This is a genomic window from Paragemmobacter kunshanensis (assembly GCF_011059185.1).
Lineage (GTDB): Bacteria > Pseudomonadota > Alphaproteobacteria > Rhodobacterales > Rhodobacteraceae > Paragemmobacter > Paragemmobacter kunshanensis.
The window spans coordinates 13320-32423 of the sequence record NZ_JAALFE010000029.1; the positions used below are offsets into that span (position 1 = coordinate 13320).

The 19104-nt window shown below is 65.1% G+C and carries 23 protein-coding genes and 1 tRNA gene; 16 read left to right on the forward strand and 8 right to left on the reverse strand.

Going from position 1 to position 19104, the window contains the following annotated elements; all coding sequences use genetic code 11:
* The first annotated feature begins 117 nt into the window (after positions 1-117).
* Together G5V65_RS19320 and G5V65_RS19325 are read left to right on the forward strand one after the other, a co-directional pair.
* Positions 118-912, forward strand: a complete 795-nt coding sequence (locus tag G5V65_RS19320; protein ID WP_165053557.1) for a class II glutamine amidotransferase — start codon at positions 118-120, stop codon at positions 910-912.
* Positions 913-1060: 148 nt separating this feature from the next.
* A complete protein-coding gene (locus G5V65_RS19325) occupies positions 1061-1945 on the forward strand; it encodes a LysR family transcriptional regulator (protein ID WP_165053560.1) in 885 nt (294 codons plus the stop codon).
* Here the strand turns inward: G5V65_RS19325 and typA are convergent.
* From typA to G5V65_RS19340, 3 genes are all read right to left on the reverse strand, one after another.
* Positions 1942-3759, reverse strand: a complete 1818-nt coding sequence (typA, locus tag G5V65_RS19330; RefSeq protein WP_165053563.1) for a translational GTPase TypA — start codon at positions 3757-3759, stop codon at positions 1942-1944. The genes G5V65_RS19325 and typA overlap by 4 nt on opposite strands.
* A 79-nt stretch (positions 3760-3838) precedes the next feature.
* Positions 3839-4441 carry a YitT family protein gene (locus tag G5V65_RS19335; RefSeq protein ID WP_165053566.1) on the reverse strand — a complete coding sequence of 201 codons (603 nt, stop codon included), beginning with the start codon at positions 4439-4441 and terminating at the stop codon, positions 3839-3841.
* A gap of 50 nt (positions 4442-4491) precedes the next feature.
* The gene (locus G5V65_RS19340; RefSeq protein WP_165053568.1) at positions 4492-5094 is read right to left on the reverse strand and encodes a YitT family protein; all 603 of its coding nucleotides are present in this window, start codon (positions 5092-5094) and stop codon (positions 4492-4494) included.
* 63 nt (positions 5095-5157) lie between these two features.
* Between G5V65_RS19340 and G5V65_RS19345 the strand changes: the two genes are divergently transcribed.
* Positions 5158-5382: a hypothetical protein gene (locus tag G5V65_RS19345; RefSeq protein ID WP_165053571.1), complete on the forward strand. Its 225-nt coding sequence runs from the start codon at positions 5158-5160 to the stop codon at positions 5380-5382.
* Positions 5383-5553: 171 nt separating this feature from the next.
* The gene (locus G5V65_RS19350) at positions 5554-5790 is read left to right on the forward strand and encodes a hypothetical protein (protein ID WP_165053574.1); all 237 of its coding nucleotides are present in this window, start codon (positions 5554-5556) and stop codon (positions 5788-5790) included.
* A gap of 205 nt (positions 5791-5995) precedes the next feature.
* Here G5V65_RS19350 and G5V65_RS19355 read toward each other — a convergent pair whose 3' ends face one another.
* On the reverse strand, positions 5996-7210 hold the full coding sequence (locus G5V65_RS19355) for an NADP-dependent isocitrate dehydrogenase (RefSeq protein WP_165053576.1): 1215 nt from the start codon (positions 7208-7210) through the stop codon (positions 5996-5998).
* A 163-nt stretch (positions 7211-7373) separates the two neighbouring features.
* Here G5V65_RS19355 and G5V65_RS19360 point away from each other — a divergent pair, with 163 nt between their 5' ends.
* On the forward strand, positions 7374-8531 hold the full coding sequence (locus tag G5V65_RS19360) for a DUF2235 domain-containing protein (protein WP_165053579.1): 1158 nt from the start codon (positions 7374-7376) through the stop codon (positions 8529-8531).
* On the opposite strand, the gene G5V65_RS19365 is transcribed toward G5V65_RS19360, so the two are convergent.
* Genes G5V65_RS19365 through G5V65_RS19375 form a run of 3 tightly spaced genes read right to left on the reverse strand, consistent with a single transcriptional unit; the run spans position 8519 to position 10047 of the window.
* Positions 8519-9106, reverse strand: coding sequence for an HD domain-containing protein (locus tag G5V65_RS19365; protein ID WP_165053582.1), 588 nt, complete (start codon positions 9104-9106; stop codon positions 8519-8521). The genes G5V65_RS19360 and G5V65_RS19365 overlap by 13 nt on opposite strands.
* An 18-nt stretch (positions 9107-9124) precedes the next feature.
* Complete coding sequence (locus G5V65_RS19370) at positions 9125-9388, reverse strand: hypothetical protein (protein WP_206526897.1); 264 nt, start codon at positions 9386-9388, stop codon at positions 9125-9127.
* Positions 9388-10047, reverse strand: coding sequence for an alpha/beta hydrolase (locus G5V65_RS19375; RefSeq protein WP_165053584.1), 660 nt, complete (start codon positions 10045-10047; stop codon positions 9388-9390). The genes G5V65_RS19370 and G5V65_RS19375 overlap by 1 nt, the downstream gene beginning before the upstream one ends.
* A gap of 156 nt (positions 10048-10203) precedes the next feature.
* Here G5V65_RS19375 and G5V65_RS19380 point away from each other — a divergent pair, with 156 nt between their 5' ends.
* The 11 genes from G5V65_RS19380 to G5V65_RS19430 all read left to right on the forward strand — a co-directional run bounded on the left by G5V65_RS19380 (position 10204) and on the right by G5V65_RS19430 (position 18696).
* Positions 10204-10677, forward strand: coding sequence for a Fe-S cluster assembly transcriptional regulator IscR (locus tag G5V65_RS19380; protein ID WP_165053587.1), 474 nt, complete (start codon positions 10204-10206; stop codon positions 10675-10677).
* A 93-nt stretch (positions 10678-10770) separates the two neighbouring features.
* Complete coding sequence (locus tag G5V65_RS19385) at positions 10771-11802, forward strand: cysteine desulfurase family protein (protein WP_165053590.1); 1032 nt, start codon at positions 10771-10773, stop codon at positions 11800-11802.
* 43 nt (positions 11803-11845) lie between these two features.
* Positions 11846-13363: a Fe-S cluster assembly protein SufB gene (gene sufB, locus G5V65_RS19390; RefSeq protein ID WP_165053592.1), complete on the forward strand. Its 1518-nt coding sequence runs from the start codon at positions 11846-11848 to the stop codon at positions 13361-13363.
* A 60-nt stretch (positions 13364-13423) separates the two neighbouring features.
* Complete coding sequence (locus tag G5V65_RS19395) at positions 13424-13735, forward strand: YbjQ family protein (RefSeq protein ID WP_165053595.1); 312 nt, start codon at positions 13424-13426, stop codon at positions 13733-13735.
* Positions 13736-13830: 95 nt separating this feature from the next.
* Positions 13831-14085: a hypothetical protein gene (locus tag G5V65_RS19400; protein ID WP_165053598.1), complete on the forward strand. Its 255-nt coding sequence runs from the start codon at positions 13831-13833 to the stop codon at positions 14083-14085.
* A 106-nt stretch (positions 14086-14191) separates the two neighbouring features.
* On the forward strand, positions 14192-14947 hold the full coding sequence (gene sufC / locus G5V65_RS19405; RefSeq protein WP_165053601.1) for a Fe-S cluster assembly ATPase SufC: 756 nt from the start codon (positions 14192-14194) through the stop codon (positions 14945-14947).
* Entirely contained in the window at positions 14947-16233 is a 1287-nt protein-coding gene (gene sufD, locus G5V65_RS19410) for a Fe-S cluster assembly protein SufD (protein WP_165053604.1), read from the forward strand. Before sufC ends, sufD begins: the two co-directional genes overlap by 1 nt.
* 3 nt (positions 16234-16236) lie before the next feature.
* Positions 16237-16761 carry a YIP1 family protein gene (locus tag G5V65_RS19415; protein ID WP_165053606.1) on the forward strand — a complete coding sequence of 175 codons (525 nt, stop codon included), beginning with the start codon at positions 16237-16239 and terminating at the stop codon, positions 16759-16761.
* Positions 16752-17342, forward strand: a complete 591-nt coding sequence (locus G5V65_RS19420; RefSeq protein ID WP_165053609.1) for a YIP1 family protein — start codon at positions 16752-16754, stop codon at positions 17340-17342. The genes G5V65_RS19415 and G5V65_RS19420 overlap by 10 nt, the downstream gene beginning before the upstream one ends.
* Entirely contained in the window at positions 17335-18555 is a 1221-nt protein-coding gene (locus tag G5V65_RS19425; RefSeq protein ID WP_165053612.1) for a cysteine desulfurase, read from the forward strand. Before G5V65_RS19420 ends, G5V65_RS19425 begins: the two co-directional genes overlap by 8 nt.
* Before the next feature lie 64 nt (positions 18556-18619).
* A tRNA-Arg gene (locus G5V65_RS19430) sits at positions 18620-18696 on the forward strand.
* Positions 18697-18749: 53 nt separating this feature from the next.
* Here G5V65_RS19430 and G5V65_RS22155 read toward each other — a convergent pair.
* A partial coding sequence (locus G5V65_RS22155) for a hypothetical protein (RefSeq protein ID WP_206526898.1) occupies positions 18750-19104 on the reverse strand: 355 nt, incomplete at its 5' end.

The window sequence follows — 19104 nt, forward strand, 5'->3', positions numbered from 1 at the left end:
GGTTTTTGCCCCCTGTGGATAAATCGGCCCCTTCGGGGGCCGTTTTCATGGTAGTGTCACGGAAAAGAATCCGAGGACGAGCATGTGTGATTGCCTAGATTTCCGGGGGTGCGTCTGATGTGCCGCTGGGCCGCCTATGTGGGAGCGCCAATCTTTCTGGAAGAGATCGTGAGCCGACCGGGCCATTCGCTGATCCACCAGAGCCATTGCGCCACGCAATGCCATACCGCGATCAATGCCGATGGGTTCGGCCTGGCCTGGTATGGCGACAGGCCGGAGCCGGGGCTTTATCGTGATGTGATGCCGGCCTGGTCTGATCCGAACCTGCGCAGCCTGACGGCGCAGGTGAAATCGGGGCTGTTTCTGGCGCATGTCCGCGCCTCGACCGGGACGGCGACAAGCCGGAACAACTGCCATCCCTTTACCGTGGGGCGGTGGAGTTTCATGCATAATGGCCAGATCGGCGGCTATGAGGCCTTTCGCCGGGATGCCGACATGATGATCCGCGAGGATCTTTATGCCCACCGGAAGGGGGCGACGGACAGCGAGGCGCTGTTCCTGATCGCGCTGGCCGAGGGGCTGGACCATGATCCGCAGGGCGCGCTGGAGCGGGCGGCGGCGCGGGTGATCGCTTTGTCGCGGGCGAAGGGGACGGGGCCGCATCTGCGGCTGACGGCGGCTTTGTCGGATGGCGCGCGGCTTTATGCGGTGCGCTATGCCACCGATGACCATGCGCCGACGCTTTATCATCGCTGGTCGGTGCAGCGGCAGGGGCGGGCGGTGGTGTCCGAGCCGCTGGAAAGCGATGAGGCGGACTGGACCGAGGTTCCTGCCGGATCCTTCTGCATCTTCGAGGGCGCGGAGGTGACCTTGCGCCGGTTCGATCCCCTGGCGCTGAGCCGGGCGGCCTGATCGCCACCCCCGCTTGGCGGATGGTCTGTTGACGTCACCGATGGTGTCGTTAATGGTTGTTTCCTGATCTGGCCCAATTCAGGGGCATGGTAACGAGTGTGGCGATTCCCGAGTGCAAGATGATTTTCTGCCAAGGGAGTTACGTGGCATGGCGGCGCCTTTTCCGGATTGGAACGACCTGCGGGACATCTTGCTGATCAGCGATGCGGGCAGCCTGTCGGGGGCCGCCCGGATTGCCCAGATCAGCCAATCCACGATGTCGCGGCGGCTGGCCGCGATCGAGGCGAACGGGCAGCCGATCTTTCTGCGCGACGAGATGGGGCGGATGACGCCGAATGCGCGGGGGGTGGAACTGGTGGCCGCCGCGCGCGAGATGGCCGCGATCTATGAGCGGATCCGGTCGCGGCTGAACGAGGCCGGGCCGCCGCTGAAGGTGGTGAGTTGCGCGATGCTGGCGCGGCTGTTCCTGTCGCCTGCGCTGCCGGTGTGGCAGGCGCGGTCGGACATGGCGGCGGAACTGGGCGTGCATGACGAGGTCTATGCGCTGGATGAGGACAGTTTCGACGTGATGGTGGCGCCCATGGCCAATGCGCCGGAGCGCAGCACGGGGCAGATGCTGGGCCATTTCCAGATGGGGCTGTTCGCCGCGCCGCAATATGTGGCGGCGCATCGCATCCGGGGGCGGCTGGAGACGCTGGACGGGCAGGGGGTGATCCGGGCGTCGAAGGTGCTGGCGGATATGGATTGCTATCGGTGGCTGGCGCGGCAGGGCGGCAATGTGAGCCTGCTTTCGCCCAATATCCCCACCATGGCCGAGGCCTGCGCGGCGGGGTTGGGCATTGCGCTTTTGCCGCTGGACCTTGCCGGGAACGATCCGCAGTTGTTGCCGCTGGACGGGCCAAAACCCCCGCCCTGCGAGATCTGGGCGGTGGCGGATGCCGCCAAGGCCGCCGATCCGCGCGTGGCGGGATTCATGAAATGGGCGCGCGGACATTTCCGCGCGACCCGGGGCGAGGTGCAGGCAGACGCTTAGGAGGCGCGGGCCTGCCGCTTGCGTTCATGCGGATCGAGGACGCGCTTGCGCAGGCGGATGATCTTGGGCGTGACTTCCACCAGTTCGTCATCGTCGATATAGGCGATGGCCTCTTCAAGGCTGAAGCGGATATGCGGCGTCAGGCGCACCGCCTCATCCGTGCCCGAGGCGCGGACGTTGGTCAGTTTCTTGCCCTTCAGCGGGTTCACCTCGAGATCATTGTCGCGGGAATGTTCGCCGATGATCATGCCCTCATAGACGTTTTCCTGCGGGCCGATGAACATGCGCCCGCGTTCTTCGAGGTTCCAGAGCGCATAGGCGACCGAGACGCCGTTTTCCATGCTGATCAGCACGCCCTGGCGGCGGCCCTGGATCGGGCCCTTGTGGGGCACCCAGCCGTGGAAGATGCGGTTCAGGACGCCCGTGCCGCGCGTGTCGGTCAGGAACTGGCCGTGATAGCCGATCAGCCCGCGCGAGGGGACATGGGCGATGATGCGGGTCTTGCCCGCGCCTGCGGGTTTCATTTCCACAAGGTCGCCCTTGCGTTCGCCGGTCAGCTTGTCGATGACCGCGCCGGAATATTCGTCATCCACATCGACGATGACTTCTTCCACCGGTTCCATCCGCACGCCGTCTTCTTCCTTGAAGATGACGCGGGGGCGGGAGATCGAGAGTTCGAACCCCTCGCGGCGCATGTTTTCGATCAGCACGCCCATCTGAAGTTCGCCACGGCCCGAAACCTCGAACGCCTCGCCGCCGGGGGTATCGGCCACCTTGATGGCGACGTTGACTTCGGATTCCTTCATCAACCGGTCGCGGATCACGCGCGACTGGACCTTTGATCCGTCGCGGCCAGCAAGCGGGCTGTCATTGATGCCGAAGGTGACGGTGATCGTCGGCGGATCAATGGGTTGGGCGGGAAGGGCGGTGTCGATGTCCAGCGCGCAGAGCGTGTCGGCCACGGTGGCCTTGGTCATGCCGGCAAGGGTGACGATGTCGCCTGCGACGGCTTCGTCGATCGCGGTCTGGGTCAGGCCGCGGAAGGCCAGCACCTTGGTCACGCGGAACTGTTCGATCCGGTCGCCGGTGCGCGAGAGGGCCTTGAGCGTTTCGCCCACCTTGAGCCGGCCGGATTCGACGCGGCCCGTCAGGATGCGGCCGATGAAGGGATCGGCGGAAAGCGTGGTGGCCAGCATGCGGAAGGGTTCGGACTGGCGTTCGATCTGTTTCGGTGCGGGGACGTGGCGCACGATCAGATCGAAGAGCGCGGTCAGGTCCTTGCGCGGGCCGTCAAGGCTTTCATCCGCCCAGCCGGCGCGACCCGAGGCATAGAGATAGGGGAAGTCGAGCTGTTCGTCATTCGCGCCGAGATTGGCGAAAAGATCGAAGACCTCGTTCAGGGCGCGGTCGGGTTCGGCATCGGGCTTGTCGACCTTGTTCAGCACGACGATCGGGCGCAGGCCAAGGGCCAGCGCCTTGGAGGTGACGAATTTCGTCTGCGGCATCGGGCCTTCGGCGGCATCGACCAGCAGGACGACTCCGTCCACCATGTTCAGGATGCGTTCGACTTCGCCGCCGAAATCGGCGTGGCCGGGGGTGTCGACGATGTTGATGCGGGTGGTCCCATGTTCGACGGAGGTGCATTTGGCAAGGATGGTGATGCCGCGCTCACGCTCGATGTCGTTGCTGTCCATGGCGCGTTCGGAGACGGCCTGATTGTCGCGGAAGGAGCCGGACTGTTTCAGCAGCTCGTCGACGAGGGTGGTCTTGCCATGGTCGACATGCGCGATGATGGCGATGTTGCGAAGCTCCATCGGGGAGATCTCTTTCAATGCTTTCTGCGGTTGCGAGGGGCCATACAGGGTTTGCGGCCCGTTGGCTAGGGCCATGCGGTCAGGTGGCGATATAGCGGTCGCGGCGGTGGTTGATGGCGATGGTGAGGTTGACGACGGCAGCGCCGAGGAAGGACCAGGCGACGGTCTGCCAGGGCAGGAAGATGAGGGCGGTGGCGAAGAGGGCGGCATCGAAGAGAAGCTGGGTCTGGCCCGCGCGGAAGCCTGTGCGATCCTGCAGGTAGAGGGCAAGGATGCCGATCCCGCCGAGGGAGGCGCCGTGGCGGAAGATGGCCAGCAGCGCCGCGCCCGAGACGAAGCCGAAGAGGATGGCGCCGAAGGCGGGGTTGAGGGTGGAGAAATCCACCCAAGCTGGCATCAGCGCCGAGAGGATCGAGAGGGCGGCGACGGCGACGAAGGTCTTGATCGTGAAGGCAAGGCCCATGCGGCGGTAGCCGAACCAGTAGAAGGGGATGTTGAGGGCAAAGAAGACCGGGCCGAAGGGAATGCCCGAGGCATAGGAGAGCAGCACCGCAAGGCCCGCCGTCTGGCCCGTGATCAGGCCCAGATGGGTGAGGATGACGATGCTGAAGGCCGCCATGGTGGCCCCGAAGGCGATGCCTTGGGCATCTTCGATCAGGCTGTGGGTCTTTGGATCGGTCATGGGCGCGCTGTAGCGGGAAGGGGTGCGCTGCGCCAGAGGGGGGCAGCGGATCAGGCGGCGATATAGCGGTCGCGGCGGTGGTTGAGGGCGAGGAAGAGCGAGAAGGTCGCAGCCCCGAGGAAGGACCAGAGCAGGGTTTCCGGCGCAAGGATCAGCGCGGCGGCGGCGAAGATCACCACATCCACGGCAAGCTGGACATAGCCCGCCTGGATGCCCCAGCGATCCTGGATCATCAGGGCGAGGATGGAGAAGCCGCCGAAGCTGCCGCCATGGCGGACGACGGCGAGGGCGGCGATGCCGAAGAGGATGCCGAAGAGGATGGCCGCGAAGGCGGGTTCGATGGGGCCGAGGGTCATCCAGCGCGGCAGGATCTCGGTCAGGATCGACAGCGCGGCGGTGGTGATCAGCGTCCGCAGCGCAAAGCGCCCCCCCATGCGCCACCAGCCCAGCAGCAGGAAGGGCAGGTTGATGGCGAAGTAGACCAGCGAGAAGGGCAGGCCCCAGCCATAGGCGAGAAGCACGGCGAGGCCGGTCGTCTGGCCGGTGGCAAAGCCCATATGGGTGAGGATGTGGATCCCCAGCGCGGCCATGACGATGCCGAAGGCGATGCCCTGGGCGTCTTCCAGAAGGGTGTGGCGGCGGGGATCGGACATGGCGGACCTGCGGGAAGGGGGATGACGCTGGAAGGGTCATAGCACCTGACCTTTAAAGGGTCAATGACATTGACCTTTGCGCCGGTTGTGTCCGGGCTGCATCAGGGGCGGCAGTTTGGCTTGCGGGGGATTGCCGGAAGGGGATGTGGCGGGATAGACGGTTCCTCCCGCAACGCAAGGATGGAGGGCGTGATGGTGAACATTGCTGGATCGTCACGACGTGGCGGGGAATTCGGGGCGGCCTCGCGGGCCGTGGCAGGGGCCGCATCGCGCGAGGCGCGCGGCTGAGGCCTTTCCCGAAGGGTCGCCGGGCCTAGGCCTCGCGACGCAACCCTCTGACAATGCAGGATGAATTCGGGCCTTGCCGCGCCTTGTGGCGGGCGTTCCGGGCGCTGTCCTGTTCCAACCAACCCTCAACAGGAGCCGGATCAGGATGCGCTGCACCTGCCGGGAAATGACATGGAAAAGACGCTGAAGACGGGGCGGGTCGCGCCCCATTCCATCGAACTGGCGCTGGCCGAGCATGGCGCGCTGCGCGTGTTCGGGGCGGCGACGCTGGCGCTGCTTCGGGTGGTGTTTGCGCCTGTCGAGGCCGATCCGACCGACAGGCTGAGCGAGCATCTGCGGCGGGATATCGGCCTGCCGCCGCGGGGAAGCCCGCTGCCGGAAGCGCCGGTGCTGCCGGTCCGGTGGTGACGGGAAGGGGCCGGATCTGGCGATCCGGCCCCTTGCCGAAGATCATCGGCCGATGCGCGGTGCGTGGCGGGGCGCCCCCTCTCCCCGACCCTCTCCCCCCCCGGGGGAGAGGGAGGGGCACCCGGCTTGGCCTGCCTTGGTCCGGTTGGAACGGGGTGCCATTCCCTCTCCCCCCCCTTGGGGGAGAGGGTCAGGGTGAGGGGGGTCAGCCCGCCAGAGCCTTGTTCAGGTATTCGTCGACCTTTTCCAGATAGCCCATGGTGGTGAGCCATTTCTGATCGGGCCCGACGAGCAGGGCGAGGTCCTTGGTCATCCAGCCATCCTCGACCGTCTGCACCGTCACGCGTTCCAGGGTGGAGGCGAAGTTCATCAGCGCGTCATTGCCATCCAGTTTCGCGCGGTGCTTCAGCCCGCCCGTCCAGGCATAGATCGAGGCGATGGAGTTGGTGGAGGTCTGCTTGCCCTTCTGGTGTTCGCGGAAGTGGCGGGTGACGGTGCCGTGCGCCGCCTCTGCCTCAACCACCTTGCCATCGGGCGTCATCAGGACCGAGGTCATCAGGCCGAGCGAGCCGAAGCCCTGGGCCACCGTATCCGACTGCACGTCGCCATCGTAGTTCTTGCAGGCCCAGACATAGCCGCCCGACCATTTCAGCGCGGAGGCGACCATGTCGTCGATCAGGCGGTGTTCGTAATGGATGCCCGCGGCCTTGAAGCGGTCTTCGAATTCCTCGGCATAGACCTTGGCGAAGAGATCCTTGAAGCGGCCGTCATAGGCCTTGAGGATCGTGTTCTTGGTGGACAGATAGACCGGCCAGCCCTTCAGGAGGCCATAGTTGAAGGAAGAGCGCGCGAAGTCGATGATCGACTCGTCAAGGTTGTACATGCCCATGACGACGCCGGAGCCGGGGGCGTTGAACACTTCGCGTTCGATCACTTCGCCGTCTTCGCCCACGAATTTCAGCGTCAGCTTGCCCTTGCCGGGGAAGCGGAAATCGGTCGCGCGATACTGGTCGCCAAAGGCGTGGCGGCCCACCACGATGGGCTGGGTCCAGCCCGGCACGAGGCGGGGGACGTTCTTGCAGATGATCGGTTCACGGAAGATCACGCCGCCGAGGATGTTGCGGATCGTCCCGTTGGGGGATTTCCACATCTGTTTCAGGTTGAACTCTTCCACCCGCTGTTCATCGGGGGTGATGGTCGCGCATTTCACGCCGACGCCGTATTGCTTGATCGCATTGGCGCTGTCGATCGTGATCTGGTCATTGGTGCGGTCACGCTCCTCGATCCCGAGATCGTAGTATTTCAGATCGACATCGAGATAGGGCAGGATCAGTTTCTTCTTGATGAAGTCCCAGATGATCCGGGTCATCTCGTCGCCGTCGAGTTCGACAACGGGGTTCGCCACCTTGATCTTGGTCATCGGTCGCCCTTTCGACTATGGATTCGCTGGGCAGTCCATAGACCATTCCGAAGGGAAAGGAAAGGTTTGTATGCAACGGCATACCGAAATGTCGCGGGCTTGACGGATTGCAATCCTGGGTTGATCCTTGGACGCGGTGGTGGGGTAAGGGGTAGGGCGGCGCATGGCGAAGAACCTGGCGATCTTCTGTGACGGGACGTGGAACCATCTGGATGCGGCGGAGCCCACGAATGTGGCGATCCTGTCGAAGAACGTGCCGCCGGTGACGGCAGGGGGCGTGGTGCAGAAGGCGATCTACATGCCCGGGGTGGGCGCGCCGCGGCAGGAGGCGGGGCTGGTGGAGCGGGCGCTGGACCGGGTGACGGGCGGGGCGCTTGGCTGGGGCCTTGATGGCAAGCTGAAGGCCGCCTATCGCGAGGTGGCGCGGCAATATCAGCCGGGGGACCGGCTGTTCCTGTTCGGCTATTCGCGCGGGGCCTATATGGCGCGGTCGCTGGCGGGGTTGCTGCGCAGTTGCGGCCTGCCGGAAGAGGTGACGGAGGCGCGCATCGACGAGGCGATGACGCGCTATCGCAACCGGGAGCCGGGATCGCATCCGGACGCGCCGGAGCCGTTGCGGTTTCGCGCGGCCTTTTCGCCCCGGCTGGCCACGAGCGAGACGGACCGGATGGTCCGTCCCGGCCCGGTGGAGATGCTGGCGGTGGACTATCTGGGCGTCTGGGATACGGTGGGGGCGCTAGGGGTGCCGGATCAGTTTGCAGGGCTGGCGGCGCTGACCAACGGGAAATACAAGTTCCACGACCTGCGCCTGTCGAGCATGGTGAAGGCCGCGCGGCATGCGGTGGCCATCGACGAGCGGCGCAAGACCTTTCCGCCGACGTTGTGGGAGAACCTGACGGATCTGAACGCAAGCGGGACGGGCGGGCAGCCCTATCGGCAGGAATGGTTTCCGGGCACCCATGCGGGCGTGGGCGGGGGCGGGCCGGTGCGGGGCCTGTCGAATGCGGCGCTCTTGTGGGTGGTGGAGGGGGCCGAGGCGGCGGGGATGGAATTTTCCGCCACGATGAAGGAGGTGGCGGCGGCGGCGGTGCGGCTGGATGCGCCGCTGGATGCGCATCTGCCCAAGGCGGGGCTGGGGGCGCGGCTGATGGCGCGCAATGCGGCGGACCGGGCGCCGCCGCCTGCATTGCAGGCGATTTCCCATCCGGCGCGGGAACGCTGGCGGTTGCATGGCTATCGGCCGGTGCCGCTGCGGCCCTTCGGGCCGCGGCTGGATCCCGCGATGTTGCCGGGCGACTGGCCGCCGGATCAGGAGAAGTAGCCGAGCGCCCGTTCGCGGACCCAGGTCCAGAGCCGCGGCGCGCCGCGGGCGATCTTGCTGCCGACGCGGGTGTCGAGCTGATCGAGCGTCACGTCATAGGTGATCCAGGTGCCGCCGCCCGATTGCAGGTTGGCCATGACGGGCTGCACGCGATCCAGGCTTTTGGCGAAGCGGGCATCGGGGGTTTCGGCGGCCTCGAATTCATCCCAGAGGGCGCGGAAGCTGTCGCGCAGATCGGGGGGGAGAAGGCCGAAGATCCGGTCGGCGGCGCGTTGTTCGGCCTGCATGGTGGCGGCAGAGGCATGGGCCGCGCCATTGGCGGAATGGATCGGGACATCGCCCACGTCAATCTCCACCAGATCGTGCAGGAGGAGCATGCGGATCACGCGGTTGATGTCGACGCCGGGTTCGGCCTGATCGGCCAAGGTCAGCGCGTAGAGCGCAAGGTGCCAGCTGTGCTCGCCGGAGTTTTCGGGGCGCGAGCCATCGCAGAGCGTGGTGGCGCGCAGGACTGATTTCAGGCGATCCGCCTCGTTCAGGAAGGCGAACTGGGCGGCGAGGCGGTCGTCAGTCATGGCAGGGGACGGGGGCCATCAGTGGCCGCTGTCGGGCCCGCGCGGCGCGGCGGGGGCGGTGCCGCCTTCGCGTTTGGCCTTGAGCGTCTGTTCGAGGAATTTGCGCCCCTTGCGTTCGGCCAGGATCACGCGGACGGCGGTCATGTAGGCCTCTTGCGTGGTGGGGGAGGCATCGAGCAGCACTTTGCCCACCTTTTCATGCAGGCGGTCATCGCCGACCTCGTCCATCGCATCGACGACATCCTGGGCGAGCTTTTCGGTCAGGTCCTGAAGGATGCCCATCAGCGCGAGCCTTCCGTCAGCCGGCGGCGAACATAGTCGGAAACCGTGTCGATCATCGGCTTCATATGGGCCTCTTCGTCCTTGAAGAAGTGATCGGCGCCTTCCACCTCGGTATGGGTGATGGTGATGCCCTTCTGTTCGTGCAGCTTGTTCACCAGTTGCTTGGTGTCCTTGGGCGGGGCGACACGGTCGGCGGTGCCGTTGATGATGAGGCCCGAGGAAGGGCAGGGGGCGAGGAAGGAGAAGTCGTAGAGGTTGGCGGGCGGGGCGACGGAGATGAAGCCGGTGATCTCCGGGCGGCGCATCAGGAGTTGCATGCCGATCCAGGCGCCGAAGGAGAAGCCCGCGACCCAGCAATGTTTCGCGTTCTGGTTCATCGACTGCAGGTAGTCGAGCGCGGAGGCGGCATCGGAAAGCTCGCCAATGCCCTGATCGTATTCGCCCTGGCTGCGGCCCACGCCGCGGAAGTTGAAGCGCAGGACGGTGAAGCCCAGATTGTAGAAGGCGTAATGGAGGTTGTAGACCACCTTGTTGTTCATCGTGCCGCCATATTGCGGATGCGGATGCAGCACGATGGCGATGGGGGCGTCACGGTCCTTTTGCGGGTGGTAGCGGCCTTCGAGACGGCCCTCGGGGCCTGCGAAAATCACTTCGGGCATTGCGTGTTGCGCCTGTCTTTCCTGGAGCGAATTGTTGACGACTTCGCTCGGACAATTTAGAACTATTCCAAACCGCAGCCGGGGGCTGCGGTGCGGGGTCGGCCTGAGGTAATGGGCCGCGTTCCCGGCGTCAATGTTTTTGGAAGGTGCGGGCCCATGAAACTGTCGACCAAGGGGCGTTACGCCATGGTGGCGCTGGCCGATCTGGCGCTGGCCGAGGCGAAGGGGGGCGGGGAGTTGGTCTCGCTGGCCGAGGTGGCCAAGCGGCAGGATATCAGCCTGCCCTATCTGGAGCAGTTGTTCGTGAAACTGCGCCGCGCGGGGCTGGTGGAGGCGGTGCGGGGGCCGGGGGGCGGCTATCGGCTGGCGCGGTCGCCCGATGCGATCCGCGTGTCGGATGTGCTGGAGGCGGTGGAGGAGACGGTGGATGCGCTGCATACCGGGGCCGGGGCCTCGGGCGGGGTGTCGGGGACGCGGGCGCAGAGCCTGACCAACCGGCTGTGGGAGGGGTTGAGCGCGCATGTCTATGTGTTCTTGCACCAGACGCGGCTTTCGGACGTGATCCGCAACCAGATGACGCCTTGCCCTGCCGTTCCGGCGCTGTTTCGCGTGGTGGATGAGGATGCGTAAGGGGACGATTTTTCTGCGAAAAATCTGGGTGCCCGGCGGGGATGCGGGGCGCGGGGTGGTGCCCGGGTTCGGGTATTTGGGCCAAGGTGACGCATGAAGGCGCGGGTCTATCTGGACTGGAACGCGACGGCGCCTTTGCGGGATGAGGCGCGGGCGGCGATGGTGGCCGCCATGGATGTGGTGGGGAACCCGTCTTCCGTCCATGCCGAGGGGCGGGCGGCGCGGGCGGTGGTCGAGAAGGCGCGGGCGCAGGTGGCGGCGGCGGTCGGCTGCAAGCCTGCGGAGGTGGTGTTCACGAGCGGCGCGACGGAGGCTGCGGCGGTGCTGGGGCGGCTGCCGGTGGGGGCCGTGGAGGTGGACCCCACGGCGCATGATTGCCTTTGGGCGCAGCGGCGCGAGGGCGCGGGGCGCCGGGCGATGGGATGGGGCTATGCCAATAACGAGACGGGGGTGATCGCCGAGCCGCCCTCGCGGGAGGCGGGCGTGCCCCTGATGCTGGACATCGTGCAGGCGGTGGGGAAGGTGCCTTTCTCCTTTGCCTGGAGCGGGGCGGATCTGGCGGTGGTGTCGGCGCACAAGTTCGGCGGGCCGAAGGGGGTGGGTGCGCTGATCATCCGCGACGGGTTCGAGATGGTGCCGGTGCTGACGGGGGGCGGGCAGGAGATGGGCCGCCGCGCGGGAACCGAGAACATCATCGGCATTGCGGGTATGGGGGCCGCCGCCGAGGCGGCGCAGCGCGACCTGGAGGCCGGGCTGTGGGAGGAGGTGGCGGAACTTAGAAATATTCTAGATTCCACATTGTCCTCGGCTGGAAACAATACTATTTCGGTCGGGAAAGACCTGCGCCGCCTTCCCAACACGCTGTGCCTGATCGCGCCGGGCTGGAAGGGCGAGACGCAGGTGATGGCGATGGACCTTGCGGGCTTTGCGATTTCTGCCGGATCTGCCTGTTCCTCGGGCAAGGTGAAGGCGAGCCGCGTGCTGCTGGCGATGGGGTTTGACGAGGGCCAGGCGGCGCAGGCGATCCGCGTGTCGCTGGGGCCGGGGGTGACGAAGGACGAGGTGCTGCGCTTTGCCGATCTGTGGCTGGCGCAATACGCAAAGGCCCTGAGCCGGGCCGCGTGACAGGACAGACCGGGGCCGAGGCCCCAGCCGTGGAGAAAGACCGATGACCGAAGCCGCGCTGAAGGATGCCGAGATCCGTGACGGGGTCGATCGCGAGACGATCGAGACCGTGCAGGCCATGGCCGGGAAGTACAAATACGGCTGGGAAACCGAGATCGAGACGGAATATGCGCCGAAGGGACTGTCGGAGGATATCGTCCGGCTGATTTCGGAAAAGAACGGCGAACCGGCCTGGATGCTGGACTGGCGGCTGGCGGCCTATCGGCGCTGGGTGAAGATGGAAGAACCCCGCTGGGCGATGCTGAACTACCCCGAGATCGACTATCAGGACCAGTATTACTATGCCAAGCCGAAGAGCATGGCGGTGAAGCCGAAGTCGCTGGATGAGGTCGACCCGAAGCTTTTGGCGACCTATGCCAAGCTGGGCATTCCGCTGAAGGAGCAGGCCTTGCTCGCAGGCGTCGAGGCGCCGGAGGGTGAGCGGAAGGTGGCGGTGGATGCGGTCTTCGACTCTGTCTCCGTGGGCACGACGTTCAAGGCGGAACTGGCGAAGGCCGGGGTGATCTTCTGTTCGATCAGCGAGGCGGTGCGGGAGCATCCGGAGCTGGTGCAGAAATACCTCGGCTCGGTCGTGCCGCAATCGGACAACTTCTTTGCGACGCTGAATTCGGCTGTCTTCTCTGACGGGTCCTTTGTCTATATCCCCGAAGGCGTGCGCTGCCCCATGGAGCTTTCCACCTATTTCCGGATCAATGCCGAGAATACGGGGCAGTTCGAGCGGACGCTGATCATCGCGGACAAGGGCAGCTATGTGAGCTATCTGGAGGGCTGCACGGCGCCCAAGCGCGATACGCATCAGCTGCATGCGGCGGTGGTGGAGATCGTGATCCTTGACGATGCCGAGGTGAAGTATTCCACGGTGCAGAACTGGTATCCGGGCGATGAAGAGGGCCGGGGCGGGATCTACAACTTCGTGACCAAGCGGGCGGATTGCCGGGGGCATCGGTCCAAGGTGATGTGGACGCAGGTGGAGACCGGGTCGGCGATCACCTGGAAATATCCCTCCTGCATCCTGCGGGGGGATGACAGCCAGGGCGAGTTCTATTCCATCGCCATCGCCAACAATGCCCAGCAGGCGGATACGGGCACCAAGATGGTGCATCTGGGCAAGAACACGAAGAGCCGGATCGTATCGAAGGGGATCAGCGCGGGGCGGGCGCAGAACACCTATCGCGGGCTGGTGTCGATGCACCCGAAGGCCACGAACAGCCGCAACTATACCCAATGCGACAGCCTGCTGATCGGCGACAAGTGCGGGGCGCATACGGTGCCTTACATCGAGGTGAAGAACAACTCCTCCCGCGTGGAGCATGAGGCGACCACGTCGAAGGTGGACGAGGATCAGCTGTTCTATTGCCGGTCGCGCGGGATGGACGAGGAAGAGGCGGTGGCGCTGGTCGTCAACGGTTTCTGCAAGGAAGTGCTGCAGGCGCTGCCGATGGAATTCGCCATGGAGGCGCAGAGCCTTGTGGCGATTTCGCTGGAAGGGTCGGTTGGTTAACCAAAAATCTTCGAAGATTTTCGTAAATTTCTTCGAAGAAGTTTGTCGGGAGAGTGAGCGATGATCGTGACGACGACGCCTTCGGTTGAAGGCTATCAGATTGCCGAATACCTGGGGATCGTCACGGGCGAGGCGATCATGGGCGCCAATATCGTGCGCGATCTGTTTGCCGGGATCACCGATATCATCGGGGGCCGGTCGGGCGCCTATGAGGCGAAGCTGGCCGATGCGCGGGAAACCGCGCTGAGCGAGATGCAGGACAAGGCGCGGGCCAAGGGCGCGAATGCCGTGGTGGGCGTGGACCTTGATTACGAAGTCATCGGGCAGATGCTGATGGTGTCGGCGAGCGGCACGGCGGTGCGGCTGGGCTGAGATGGACAGGGCGACCTTTGCCATGAATTTTCCGCACTCGCGCCAAGGTCGGGGGGCATGCCTGCTTGCAGTTTGTGCGAGTATGGATGGTTGCCATGAGCTACAGTCGCGGGATCGATTTCGATCCCAAGCGGGAATTTGCCGAACGCCTGGCACGGATCGAGGCGGGCGGGATCAACACGAACCGCACGCTGTTCGTGGGGATGGAAGAGCAGCTTTCGCTGCCGCCGGGAACCTTTGTTCGCAAGAAGAAGAAGCGATCCTGGGCGAAGCCCGGGCTTTTGCTGCTGCTGGTGGCGGGATCGGCGGCGGGGATCGCGGCCGCGGCATCGGCGGATCTTCTGATGTAGCGACGGGCCTGTGGCCCGTGATCGGAAACGGGCCGTCTGGACGGCTGGATGATAACCGGGGGCTCCGCTTGGCGGTGGCCCCCCTTTGGCATTGAAGGTGGCGCATATGCTTCGGATCAAGAACCTGGCAGTGAAGCTTGAGGAAGAGGACAAGCAGATCCTCAGGGGTGTGGACCTGACCATCGGGGCAGGGGAAGTGCATGCGATCATGGGGCCGAACGGATCGGGGAAATCGACCCTGTCCTATGTGCTGGCCGGGCGCGAGGGCTATGAGGTGACGGAAGGCAGCGCCACGCTGGAGGGCGAGGAACTGCTGGAGATGGAGCCCGAAGAGCGCGCGGCGGCGGGGCTGTTCCTGGCGTTCCAGTATCCGGTGGAGATTCCGGGCGTGGGCAACATGACCTTTCTGCGCACGGCCGTGAACGCGCAAAGGAAGGCGCGCGGCGAGGAAGAGATGAGCGCGGGCGAATTTCTGAAGGTGGTGCGCGAGAAGGCGAAGAAGCTGAAGATCGACGCGGACATGCTGAAGCGGCCGGTCAATGTGGGCTTTTCGGGCGGCGAGAAGAAGCGCAACGAGATCCTGCAGATGGCCATGCTGGAGCCGAAGATGTGCATCCTGGACGAGACGGATTCCGGCCTTGATGTGGATGCGATGAAGCTGGTGTCGGATGGCGTGAATGCGCTGCGCGACGAGGGGCGGGCCTTTCTGGTGATCACGCATTACCAGCGGCTGCTGGACCATATCAAACCGGATGTGGTGCATATCATGGCGGCGGGGCGCATCGTGAAGACGGGCGGGCCGGAACTGGCGCTGGAGGTGGAGCATAACGGCTATGCCGACATCCTGGCGGAGGTGCAGTGATGGCGCTGCCGCAGGCGAAGCAGGACGCGCTTGCCGCGCGGATCGCGGGGCTGTCCTTTGCGAGCGAGGGCTGGCTGGGCGCTGCGCGGGGCGAGGCGCTGGCGCGGCTTTCGGCGATGGGGCTGCCCGCGAAGCGGGATGAATACTGGCGCTATACCGATCCTTCGGGGCTGGTGGCGGTGGATGCGCCGCGCGCGGCGGTGTTCGATGACAGCGACGAAAGCCCGGTCTTCGACGGGATCGACCGGCTGAAGATCGTCTTCGTGGATGGCGTCTTTGACGCCGGCGCGTCGGATGACCTGCGGCTGGCGGGGGTGGAGATCGAGCGCCTGGCCAAGGCGGGGGGCGCGGATATCCATTGGGCGCGCGATCTTTATGGCGTGCTGGAGGCGCGGGGGCAGGTGCCGGTGCAGCGGCCCCTTGCGGCGCTGAATTCGGCCTTTGCGACGGATGGCGTGCTGATCCGCGTCACGGCGAAGGCGGCGAAGCCTGTTTCTCTGATTTATGTCCATAAGTCAGAGACTTCCGACGCGATCCTGCATCATTGCGTGAAGGTTGAATCGGGGGCCGAGATCACCATTCTGGAAAACGGCCCGGCGGCGGCGCGGTTTTCCAAGGTGCTGGAGGTGGAGGTGGCCGAAGGCGCGCGCTTCCACCATATCCGCGCCCAGGGGCGCGACCATGAGCGCCGGGCGGTGACGCATGTCTTCGCGCGGCTGGGGGCGGGGGCGCTGTTCAAGTCCTTCACCCTGACGGCCAATGGCGTGCTGACGCGGAACGAGGCGGTGATCGAGTTGGCGGGCGACGAGGCGGTGGCCCATGTCGCGGGCGCGGCGGTGGGCGACGGCAATTTCCACCACGATGACACGGTCTTTGTCACCCATGCGGCGGAGCGGTGCGAAAGCCGGCAGGTGTTCAAGAAGGTGCTGAAGAACGGCGCGGTGGGGGTGTTCCAGGGCAAGATCCTGGTGAAGCCCGGCGCGCAGAAGACGGATGGCTATCAGATTTCGCAATCGCTGCTGCTGGACGAGGACAGCCAGTTCCTTGCCAAGCCGGAGTTGGAAATCTACGCCGACGACGTGAAATGCAGCCACGGATCGACCAGCGGGGCCATCGACGAGGTGGCGCTGTTCTATCTGCGGTCGCGCGGGGTGCCGGAACGGGTGGCGCAGAGCCTTCTGGTGCTGGCCTTTCTGGCCGAGGCCATCGCCGAGATCGAGGATGAGGCGATCGCCGAGGACATCCGGGCGCGGCTGGAAGGCTGGCTTCACCGGCACGAGCATTGAGGCATGCCCGTCGTTCCTGACATGCTGGCATCCTGGCGGCGGCCGCGCGCGGTGATCGCGCGGAAGCTCGCCGAGGGGCCGCGCGAGGATAGGGCGCTGGCCACGCTGATGGGGGCCTGCGGGATGATCTTCGTGGCGCAATGGCCCGGCCTTGCCCGCGAGGCGCATCTGACGCGGATCGCGGCCGAGGCGGCGGGAACGCCGCTGGATCAGGTGCCGAGCCTGCAGGCGCTGATGGGATCGCGGCTGATGGCGCTGGTCTTTATCGCGCCCCTGGTCTTTTATGCGCTGGCGGGGATCAGCCAGCTGGTGGCGCGGGCCATGGGCGGCAAGGGCACGGGGTTCGGGGCGCGGCTGGCGCTGTTCTGGGCGCTGTTCTGCACGACGCCGCTGATGTTGTTGCAGGGGCTGGTGACAGGGTTCGTGGGGCCCGGGGCAGGGGCCGGGATGGTGGGGATGCTGGTCTTTGCCGGTTTCCTCTATCTGTGGATCAACATGCTGATCGAGGCGCAGAAATCATGGACCTGACCCTTTCCCAAATGGCCGCGCTGGTGAAGCTGACGCTGCAGCGCCCGCGCGAGGCGGCGCGGGTGGTGATGCGGATCCCGCTGCCGCTGCAGGCGCGCTGGGGTGTCATCGCGCTGATGGCGGTGCTGTCGGCGCTGCTGATGCAGGCGATGGTGATGCTGTTGCCGCAGCCGGTAGGGCCGGACGGGGCCGCGCTGCGGCCCATCGGGCCGTTCTTCTGGGCCGGGATGGTGGCCTTTGGCATGGTGGTGACGGCGCTGGTGGCGCATGCGCTGGGGCGGCGGTTCGGCGGCAAGGGAGAGCTGGCGGATGCGGTGATCCTGATCGGCTGGCTGCAGTTCATCCAGTTGCTGATGGTGGTGCTGCAACTCGTGGTGATGGTGGTGCTGCCCTTGGCCGCGCCCGTGATCGAGATTGCGTCGGTGGTGCTTTTCCTGTGGCTTCTGGTGAATTTCGTGGCCGAGATGCACGGCTTCCGGTCGCTGGGGATGGTGTTTCTGGGGGTGATCCTGGCCTTTGTCGGGATCGTCATGGCGATGAGCCTGCTGCTGGTTCTGCTGGGGATCGGAATTGATGTTTGATGTCGAAAAGATCCGGGCGGATTTCCCGATCCTGTCGCGGCAGGTGAACGGCAAGCCGCTGGTCTATCTGGACAATGGCGCCAGCGCGCAGAAGCCGCAGGTGGTGATCGACGCGATCACGCAGGCCTATTCGATGGAATATGCCAATGTTCACCGTGGCTTGCATTACCTTTCGAATCTTGCGACCGAGAAGTATGAGGCCGTGCGCGGGATCGTCGGGCGGTTCCTGAACGCGGGTCCCGAAGAGATCGTCTTCAATTCCGGCACGACCGAGGGGATCAACCTTGTCTCTTACGCCTGGGCCGCGCCGCGGTTGCAGCCGGGGGATGAGATCGTGCTGTCGATCATGGAGCATCACGCCAATATCGTGCCCTGGCATTTCCTGCGCGAACGGCAGGGGGTAAAGCTCAAATGGGTGGAATGCGATGCCAAGGGCGATCTGGACCCGCAGGCGGTGATTGATGCCATCGGGCCGCGCACGAAGCTGGTTGCCGTCACGCATATGTCCAACGTGCTGGGCACGGTGGTGGATGTGGCGGCGATCTGTGCGGGCGCGCGGGAAAAGGGCGTGCCGGTGCTGGTGGACGGGTCGCAGGCTGCCGTCCACATGCCGGTGGATGTGCAGGCGATCGGCTGCGATTTCTATGCGGTGACGGGGCACAAGCTTTACGGGCCAAGCGGTTCCGGCGCGATCTTCATCAAGCGCGAACGGATGGAGGAGATGCGGCCTTTCCTCGGTGGCGGCGACATGATCCGCGAGGTGTCGCGCGAGGCCGTCAGCTATAACGACCCGCCGATGAAATTCGAGGCGGGCACGCCCTCCATCGTGGCGCAGATCGGGCTGGGGGTTGCGCTGGACTACATGATGGGGCTGGGCATGGCGAATATCGCCGCCCATGAGCGGGCCCTGCGCGATCATGCAAGGGCGCGGCTGGCGGGGTTGAACTGGCTGAATGTGCAGGGAAATTCCGACACGAAGGGGGCGATCTTTTCCTTCACCATGGCGGGGGCGGCGCATGCGCATGACATTTCCACCATCCTCGACAAGCGCGGCGTTGCGGTGCGGGCCGGCACGCATTGCGCGATGCCCCTGATGGAGCATATGGGCGTGGGGGCGACCTGCCGGGCGTCCTTTGGCCTTTACAACACGACGGACGAGGTCGAGGCGCTGGTTTCGGCGCTGGAACTGGCGAACGAACTTTTCAACGGCTGAGGCGGGCAGGGGGCGGATAGGCGGTTGCATCCCCTGCGGCTTTTCGGTAATCGGATGCTACAGCGCACCCATAGCTCAGCTGGATAGAGTGTTGCCCTCCGAAGGCAAAGGTCGCACGTTCGAATCGTGCTGGGTGCGCCAGTTTCAGAATGTCAGCAGGGCAGGGGGGAAGGGTATTCAATGCCAAGCGCATCTTAGCGCTTGAAGCCATCGAGAATTTCGACCCAGCGACTTTTGCGTGCCAGAACATAGTCCGCTTTGTTTGACCTGTTCACCACCCCGGCAGGACCCAAAGAGAAATCTGCGTTTACTCTTCTAGGAATGAGACCGTGCTGTGAAGAGCGCGCGAGAACAGCCTCCGGACCAAGTCCACGGGCTCCAAGCAAGCGAGGATTGATCTCAACCGACATTCCCCAAGTGGCCTGCCGCTTGACTTCAAGATCGCCTGATTTTGCTCGCTGGGCAAGCGTTCTTCGCCCCGAGCGGTGTCTGTCGTCGCGCAAACGGCCGAAGTCGGGTGGATCAAGCCTCGAACCCGCAGCATTCTGG